General features: G+C 71.6%; 7 protein-coding genes. 6 read left to right on the forward strand and 1 reads right to left on the reverse strand.

Annotation, left to right across the window (positions count from 1 at the left end; genetic code table 11):
• Window positions 1-91: 91 nt before the first annotated feature.
• Window positions 92-757: a phosphate signaling complex protein PhoU gene (gene phoU / locus QM633_RS10950; protein ID WP_415153793.1), complete on the reverse strand. Its 666-nt coding sequence runs from the start codon at window positions 755-757 to the stop codon at window positions 92-94.
• 202 nt (window positions 758-959) lie between these two features.
• Between phoU and QM633_RS10955 the strand changes: the two genes are divergently transcribed.
• From QM633_RS10955 to QM633_RS10980, 6 genes are all read left to right on the forward strand, one after another.
• Complete coding sequence (locus QM633_RS10955; RefSeq protein WP_415153794.1) at window positions 960-2,081, forward strand: sensor histidine kinase; 1,122 nt, start codon at window positions 960-962, stop codon at window positions 2,079-2,081.
• Window positions 2,078-2,755 (forward strand): response regulator, encoded by a 678-nt coding sequence (locus QM633_RS10960; RefSeq protein ID WP_415153795.1) that lies wholly within the window; start codon window positions 2,078-2,080, stop codon window positions 2,753-2,755. Before QM633_RS10955 ends, QM633_RS10960 begins: the two co-directional genes overlap by 4 nt.
• Window positions 2,756-2,823: 68 nt before the next feature.
• On the forward strand, window positions 2,824-3,777 hold the full coding sequence (locus tag QM633_RS10965) for a ribose-phosphate diphosphokinase (RefSeq protein ID WP_415153796.1): 954 nt from the start codon (window positions 2,824-2,826) through the stop codon (window positions 3,775-3,777).
• Between the two features lie 302 nt (window positions 3,778-4,079).
• Window positions 4,080-4,850 carry a DeoR/GlpR family DNA-binding transcription regulator gene (locus QM633_RS10970; protein ID WP_415153797.1) on the forward strand — a complete coding sequence of 257 codons (771 nt, stop codon included), beginning with the start codon at window positions 4,080-4,082 and terminating at the stop codon, window positions 4,848-4,850.
• The gene (gene pfkB, locus QM633_RS10975) at window positions 4,847-5,806 is read left to right on the forward strand and encodes a 1-phosphofructokinase (RefSeq protein ID WP_415153798.1); all 960 of its coding nucleotides are present in this window, start codon (window positions 4,847-4,849) and stop codon (window positions 5,804-5,806) included. The genes QM633_RS10970 and pfkB overlap by 4 nt, the downstream gene beginning before the upstream one ends.
• Window positions 5,807-5,838: 32 nt before the next feature.
• Window positions 5,839-7,902: a fructose-specific PTS transporter subunit EIIC gene (locus QM633_RS10980; RefSeq protein WP_415153799.1), complete on the forward strand. Its 2,064-nt coding sequence runs from the start codon at window positions 5,839-5,841 to the stop codon at window positions 7,900-7,902.
• Window positions 7,903-8,008: the final 106 nt, after the last annotated feature.

Here is an 8,008-nt window from a genome sequence, read left to right on the forward strand (position 1 = left end):
AAGTAGCTCGGCAAGGCACTCCTGGCCGAAGGGGACCCTGCGGCGCGAACCGGCCCGGTTCGCGCCGCAGGGTCCCGTTTCGATCGGGTCCTCAGGCCACCGGCCAGTTCTCGCCCTCGGGGAGCAGGCCGGTGATCACGTAGATCACCCGGGACGCCATCAGCACCGCGTGGTCGGCGATCCGCTCGTAGTAGCGACCGAGCAGTGCGACGTCCACCGCCGCCTCGACCCCGTAGCCCCAGTCCTTGCCGAGCATCACCCGGAACTGGCTCTTGCGCAGCTCGTCCATCTCCTCGTCGCTCTCGGCGAGCTTGCCCGCGTCGTGGGCGTTGCGCTCGCGCAGCGAACGACCCGCGGTCTGCACCATCTCCTCCGCGACCCGGGCCATCAACGTGAAGTTCGGCACCAGGCCGTCCGGCACGGCGTGGTCCGGGTAACGCAGGCGGGCGATCTTCGCGACGTGCGCGGCGAGGTCGCCCATCCGGGCAAGGTCCGCCACCATGCGCAGTGCGGCGACGACCGTGCGCAGCTCGCCGGCGACCGGCGCCTGCCGGGCGAGCAGCGAGAAGCAGCGTGCCTCGAGTTCGTCGTGCAGCCGGTCGATCGCCGCGTCCTCGCCGATCACGCGCTCCGCGATGGCGAGATCGGCCCCGAGCAGCGCCGCGGTGGCGTCGCGGACGGCCACCTGCACGGCCTCGCTCATCGCCACCAGGTCGGTGACCACACTTTCCAGACTCTCGTGGTAGTTGTCGCGCATCCTGCTTCTTCCGTGTCCGTCGGCAGCGCCGTCCATCAGGTGACGGCGCCATTGTCCCGCGGACAGGCTAGAGGGGCCCCCGCCGCGCCAGCGGGACGCGTCCCGAACACGAGGTGAACACTCGGTGAACCTTCGGCCAAACGCTCCGCAGGGGGCCCGATCGGGACGGGTGGAGCCGTCGCAGGTGTCTAGACTCCCAGCCATGACGCCCTACGCCCTGGCCCTGCTGGGTCTGGTGTTCGGCGCAGGTCTGGGAGCGCTCGCCGTGTGGCTGGGCATTCGGCACGCCACCGCGGAGGCGGCCAGCCAGATCGTCTCCCGGCAGCACCTCGGCGAGATCATCGCCCCGCTGCACGCCGCCGTCGCCGTCGTCACCGACGGGGACGTCGTGATCGCCGCCTCGACGTTCGCGAAGGCCTGTGGGCTCGTCCGCGGCTCCAGTCTCGGGCCGAGCGACGTCGTCGCGATGCTGACCGAGTCCCGCGCCGCCGGACGCGCGGTCGAGCGCGACCTGCGCCTGCCCCCGGGTCCGGCCAGCCCGGCCGTCCAGCTGGCGGTCCGGGTGGTGCCGATCAGCAACGGGTCGACGGTGGTGGTCGGCGAGGACCGGTCGGCCGACCTGCGGTTCAGCGAGACCCGGCGTGACTTCGTGGCCAACATCACCCATGAGCTGAAGACCCCGATCGGTGCGATCACCCTGCTCGCCGAGGCGGCGGACGCTGCCGCCGGCGACCCCGACGCCGTGCACACCTTCCTCGGCAAGCTGTCGAAGGAGACGAGCCGGCTGAACGAGCTGGTCTCCCAGATCATCGCGCTGTCCCGGCTCCAGGCGGAGAACCCGATGCTGGCCGCCCACGAGGTCGACGTCACCGAGGTGCTGGAGGCGTCCGTCGCCCGCTGCAGGGCGATCGCCGAAGCCGGGGAGATCATGCTCTCGATGAACGTGCAGGCCGGCCTCAGGGTGGTCGGGGACGCCGACGAGCTCGAGACCGCCGTCACGAACCTCGTGCAGAACGCCGTCGCCTACTCCGAGCCGGGAGCACGCGTGGCGGTCAGCAGCCGGGCGGTCGGAGGGCAGGTGGAGATCCGCGTGTCCGACAACGGGATCGGCATCAGCGGCGCCGACCAGGCGCGCATCTTCGAGCGGTTCTACCGGGTCGACGCCGACCGCAGCCGCGCGAGCGGGGGAACCGGGCTGGGGCTGTCCATCGTCAAGCACGTCGCGCAGGCGCACGGCGGCGAGGTGGCGGTGTGGAGCCGGCTCGGGCAGGGATCGACGTTCACCCTCCGGTTGCCGGAGAGCCAGGAAGGAGCCCGCGTGTGACCAGGGTGCTGATCATCGAGGACGAGGAGACCTACCGGGAGACCCTCGGCTTCCTCCTGCAGAAGGAGGGGTTCGACGTGGGCCTCGCCGCGGACGGGGCGTCCGGGCTGGCCGCCTACGACCGGCAGGGCGCCGACATCGTCCTGCTCGACCTGATGATGCCCGGCCTGTCCGGTACGGAGGTGTGCCGCCAGTTGCGCGCCCGCGGCAGCGTCCCGATCATCATGGTGACCGCCAGGGACACCGAGATCGACAAGGTGGTCGGCCTGGAGCTGGGCGCCGACGACTACGTCACCAAGCCGTTCAGCCATCGGGAGCTGGTCGCCCGGATTCGCGCGGTGCTGCGCCGCGGTGCCGACGTCGAGCTCGTGCAGGACGTGGTCGAGGCCGGCGGCGTCCGGATGGACGTGGAGCGGCACGAGACGACCGTCCGTGGACGGCCTGTGCAGTTGGCCCTGAAGGAGTTCGAACTGCTGGAGCTGCTGCTGCGCAACTCCGGCCGCGTCCTCACCCGCGGGCAGCTGATCGACCGCGTCTGGGGACCCGACTACGTCGGTGACACCAAGACCCTCGACGTCCACGTCAAGCGGCTGCGCGCGAAGCTCGAGGAGGATCCGGCCAACCCGGTGCTCCTGGTCACCGTCCGCGGCCTCGGCTACAAGTTCAACGTCTGAGCCGCCCCGGGTCTCGCGGGTGGGAGCGGTTCCCGGGCCGTGCGTCGCGGCAGTTATGGTTGCTCCTCGTGACAGATATCACCGTCTTCTCTGGCCACGCCCATCGCGAATTCGCCGAGGAGATGTGCGACATCCTCGGAGTCGAGCTGTCCGCGTCCCGGCTCTCCCGCTTCTCCAATGACTGCCTGCAGGTCCAGCTGCGCGCCAACTGCCGTCAGCGTGACGTGTACATCGTGCAGCCGCTGGTGCCGCCCACGCAGGAGAACCTGATGGAGCTGCTGATGATGGCCGACGCGGCGCGTGGCGCCTCCGCCGCCAGCGTGACCGTGGTCATGCCGCACTACGCGTACGCGCGCTCGGACAAGAAGGACGCCCCCCGGATCAGCATCGGCGGGCGGCTGGTCGCCGACCTGATCGCGACCGCCGGCGCGAACCGCGTCCTGACCATGGCGCTGCACGCTCAGCAGGTGCACGGCTTCTTCTCGATGCCGGTCGACCATCTCACCGCACTCCCGGTGCTGGCTCGCCACTTCCGGTCCAGGGACCTGCGCAACACCGTGGTCGTCTCGCCCGACTTCGGCAACGCCAAGGAGGCCAACCAGTTCGCCCGCATGCTCGGCGTGGGCATGGCGGCCGGCTCGAAACGCCGCCAGGCGGACGACAAGGTCGTGATCGACGCGATCGTCGGCAAGGTGGGCGGCAAGGACGTGATCATCCTCGATGACGAGATCGCCACCGCGGGGTCGGTCGTCGAGCTGATCGAGACGGTCCGGCGCTATCACGTGAACTCGATCTCGGTCGCGACCACCCACGGCCTGTTCTCGGGCAAGGCGGTCGAGCGGCTGAACGCCGTCCCCGACATCGTCGAGATCGTCTCGACCAACACCGTGCCCGGCCCGCAGGGACTGGACCGGCTGACGACCGTCTCGGTGGCGCCGCTGTTCGCGGAGGCCGTGCGCAGGATCAACTGCGGCGAGAGCGTGTCGGGCCTGTTCTCCGACGAGGACACCTACGGCGAGTAGCGCACCGTCCCCCTGACCCGGCTCCCGCGGAGTCGGCGCCCCGCCGCGCGCTCCTGTCCGCCGGCCCTTCATCCTGCCTTCTCCCGGCGTCCCGCGTTCTCCTTGCTCCCGAAAGGCGGGCTTGCTCCCCGAATTCCGGGAGCAAGCCCGCCTTTCGGGAGCAAGGGCGTCAGCGGAGGCGGCAGGGAAGCGGCGGCGCCGGGGTTTTCCCACACGAAGGCAGGGATGGGGTCTTGACAACCCCAATCAAAACAAGATAAAACAATCCATAGCAACACTGGCGTTGGTGGGAAGGGTTGGGAATGTACGCGGAGGAGCGACATCGCACGATCGTGAACCTCGCCCTCCGGCACGACCGGGTGTCGGTGGCAGATCTCGCCTCACGATTCGACGTCACCACGGAGACGATCCGGCGCGACCTCGACGTCCTCGACAAGCGCGGCATCCTCCGCCGCGTCCACGGAGGTGCGGTGGTGGCCGAGAACGTCGCCCTCGTCGAGACGGCGCTCACCGAGCGCGAGCCCGCCTTCGTCGCCCAGAAGAGCCGGATCGCCGAGGCGGCGCTGGCCTACCTGCCGACGGCCGGGTCGACCGCGATCCTGGACGCCGGCACCACGATCGGCCGGCTCGCCGCGGCCGTTCCTCCCGGCAGCCTCGGCACGGTGATCACCAACTCGGTCCCCGTCGCCGCCCAGCTCGCGGTCAGCAGTGGTGGCACCCAGGTGCACCTGCTGGGCGGCCGCGTCCGCGGAATCACCCAGGCGACGGTCGGCGGCGAGGCCGTGGCCGCACTCGGCCGGCTGCGCTGCGACGTCGCGTTCGTCGGCACCAACGGTGTCTCGGTCGGCCACGGCTTCTCCACCCCGGACCCGGACGAGGCCGCGGTCAAGGAGGCCATGGTCGCGGCCGCACGGCGCGTGGTCGTCCTGGCCGACAGCTCCAAGGTCGGCGTCGAACTCCTGGTCACGTTCGCCCCCCTCGGCGCCGTCGACGTCCTGATCACCGACGACGGCGTCTCCGCCCACGATCGCGCCGAGCTCGTCGGCGCGGGAATCGAGGTCGTGATCGCATGATCGTCACGCTCACCGCCAACCCGTCCCTCGACCGCACCGCCACCCTCGACCGCCCGCTCACCCGCGGCGACGTGCACCGGGTCAGTTCGGTCACCGTCGAGCCCGGCGGCAAGGGAATCAATGTCGCCCGGGTGGTCCACTACGCCGGTCACCCGGTCCGGGCGGTCCTCCCCGCGGCCTCCGACGACCAGATCCTGCACGGGCTGGACGCGTTGCGGGTGCCCTATCGCAGCGTGCCCCTCGCCGAGTCGGTGCGCACGAACCTGACGCTGACGGAGCCGGACGGCACGACGACCAAGATCAACGAGCCCGGTCCCAGCCTCACCGATGACGTCGTCGAACGACTCGCCCGCCTGCTCGTGCTCGAGTCCGAGCGTGCCGACTGGGTGGTGCTGTCCGGCTCCCTGCCGCCGGGGGTGCCGGCGGACTGGTACGCCGACCTGGTCCGCGCGCTGCGGCCGTGGGGCTGCCGGATCGCCGTCGACACCTCGGACGCGCCGTTGCTCGCCCTCGCCGCCCAGTTCCCGGACGCGGCCCCCGACCTGCTCAAGCCCAACTCCGAGGAGCTCGCCCAGCTCACCGGCTCGGACGCTGACGGCCTGGAACGCTCCACGGCGGCCGGCGACCCCGGCCCGTGCGTCGAGGCCGCGCGGTCGCTGGTCGAGCGCGGCGTCGGCGCGGTGATGGCCACTCTCGGGGGTGCGGGCGCCGTGCTCGTCACTCCCGAAGGCGCCTGGCACGCCTCGCCGCCCCCGGTCACCGTCCGCAGCACGGTGGGAGCGGGCGACTCCTCGGTCGCCGGTTACGTCCTCGCCCACACCAGGGAGCTCGCCGCCCCCGATCGGCTCCGGCTCGCCGTCGCCTACGGCTCGGCCGCCGCCTCGCTGGCCGGCACCGCGCTGCCGCAGCCCGACCAGCTCAACACCTCCGCCGTCACCGTCACATCCGTCCACTGACCACGTCCGTACCGCACAGAAGAGGAACACCGTTGTCCGAACCGCTCATCACCCCCGACCTCGTCCTGCTGGACGCGGACCTCGGGGCAACCAAGACCGACGTCATCACCAGTCTCGCCGCCCTCGTGGCGAAGTCCGGCAGGGCGGAGGAGGCCGGCCTCGCCGCCGATGCCCTCGCCCGGGAGGAGAAGGCCGTCACCGGCCTCGGCGGCGGGATCGCGATCCCGCACTGCCGCTCCGCCGCAGTGAACACCAACACGCTCGCGTTCGCCCGGCTCCAGCCCAAGGTCGACTTCGGCGCGGCCGACGGCCCTGCCGACATCTGCTTCATGATCGCCGCCTCCGAGGGCTCCGACGACGCGCACCTCACCCTGCTGGCGATGCTCGCCCGCTCGCTGATGCGCCAGGAGTTCCTGGACGGCCTGCGCGGCGCGTCCAGCCCGGCGGAGATCGTCGCGCTGGTCAACCAGGCCACTGGCGCCGACTCCCCGGCCGAACCGGCCACGGCCGGCCCGGTCGCCGCGGCATCCGCTCCCGTTCCCGGCGACGCACCCAAGAAGCTGATCGTCGCCGTCACGGCCTGCCCCACCGGCATCGCCCACACGTTCATGGCCGCTGACGGCCTCGAACAGGCCGGCACGGCGGCCGGCGTCGAGCTGGTCGTCGAGCCGCAGGGCTCGGGCAAGGTGGAATGGCTCGACCCGGCCGTCATCGCCAGGGCGGACGCGGCGATCTTCGCCACCGACGTCCCCGTCCGGGACAAGGAGCGGTTCGCCGGGCTGCCGGTGATCGAGTCCGGCGTCAAGCGGGCCATCAACGAGCCGGGGAAGATGGTGGCCGAGGCGCTGGCCGCGGCCGCCGATCCGAACGCGCCCAGGGTGGCCGCGGCCTCCGGTGGCGCCGGAGCCGCCTCGTCCGCGGCGGGAGCGTCCCAGCTGAGCGTGGGCAGGCGGGTCCAGCAGGCGCTGATGACCGGCGTCTCGTACATGATCCCGTTCGTGGCCGCCGGCGGCCTCCTGATCGCGCTGGGCTTCCTGTTCGGCGGGTACGACATCGCCCTGGCTCCCAAGGACTGCGCTGCGATCACCTGGGTGGATGCCGACACCTGCGGTCAGGCGTCCTCGATGGCAGCCCTCGTCCTCGCCCACAACTCGCTGGGCAGCATGCCCGCGGGCTTCGCGCTCTACCTCGGCGCGATGCTCTTCACGATCGGCGGCGCGGCATTCGGCTTCCTGATCCCGGCGCTGAGCGGCTACATCGCCTACGCGCTGGCCGGGCGCCCCGGCATCGCCCCCGGCTTCGTCGGCGGTGCGGTGTCGGTCGCCATCGGCGCAGGCTTCCTCGGTGGCCTCGTCACCGGCCTCCTGGCCGGCGTGATCGCCCTGTGGATCTCCGGCTTCAAGGTCCCTCGCTGGCTCGCCGGCCTGATGCCGGTCGTGATCATCCCGCTCGTCACCACGCTGATCGTCGGCGGCGTCATGTACCTCTTCCTGGGCACTCCGCTGTCGAACCTCACCAAGGCCATGCAGGACGGCCTGTCCGGGATGTCCGGCGGCTCGGCGGTCGTGCTGGGCATCGTGCTCGGCCTGATGATGTGCTTCGACCTCGGCGGCCCGGTCAACAAGGCGGCCTACCTGTTCGCCACCGCGGGACTGTCCGCGGCCACCGCGGCGAACTTCCACGTGATGGCAGCGGTGATGGCGGCCGGCATGGTGCCGCCGCTGGCGATGGCTCTGGCGACGACCGTGCGCAAGAAGCTGTTCACCGAGGTGGAGCGCGAGAACGGCACGGCCGCCTGGCTGCTCGGCGCCTCCTTCATCTCCGAGGGCGCCATCCCGTTCGCCGCGGCCGATCCGCTGCGGGTGATCCCCTCGATGATGCTCGGTGGCGCGGTGACCGGCGCGCTGAGCATGGCTCTCGGCGTCGGCCTGCGGGCCCCGCACGGCGGCATCTTCGTCCTGTTCGCGTTCGAGCCGCTGCCGGCAGCCATCCTCGGCTTCCTGATCAGCCTGATCGCCGGAGTGGTGGTCTCGGCGGCTGCCGTGATCGCGGCCAAGACCGTCTGGCCCAAGAAGGAGGTCGTCGCCGTCGCCTGACGGCCTCGCCGCCGGCCCGCCGGAGCGATCCGGCGGGCCGCGCCGTCGCGGCGATCAGCCGCTGGCAAGGAGCGCTGCCGGCCGACCGGCCCCGGCCGGGTCGGGG

This window comes from Propionicimonas sp. (assembly GCF_047606205.1).
GTDB lineage: Bacteria > Actinomycetota > Actinomycetes > Propionibacteriales > Propionibacteriaceae > Propionicimonas.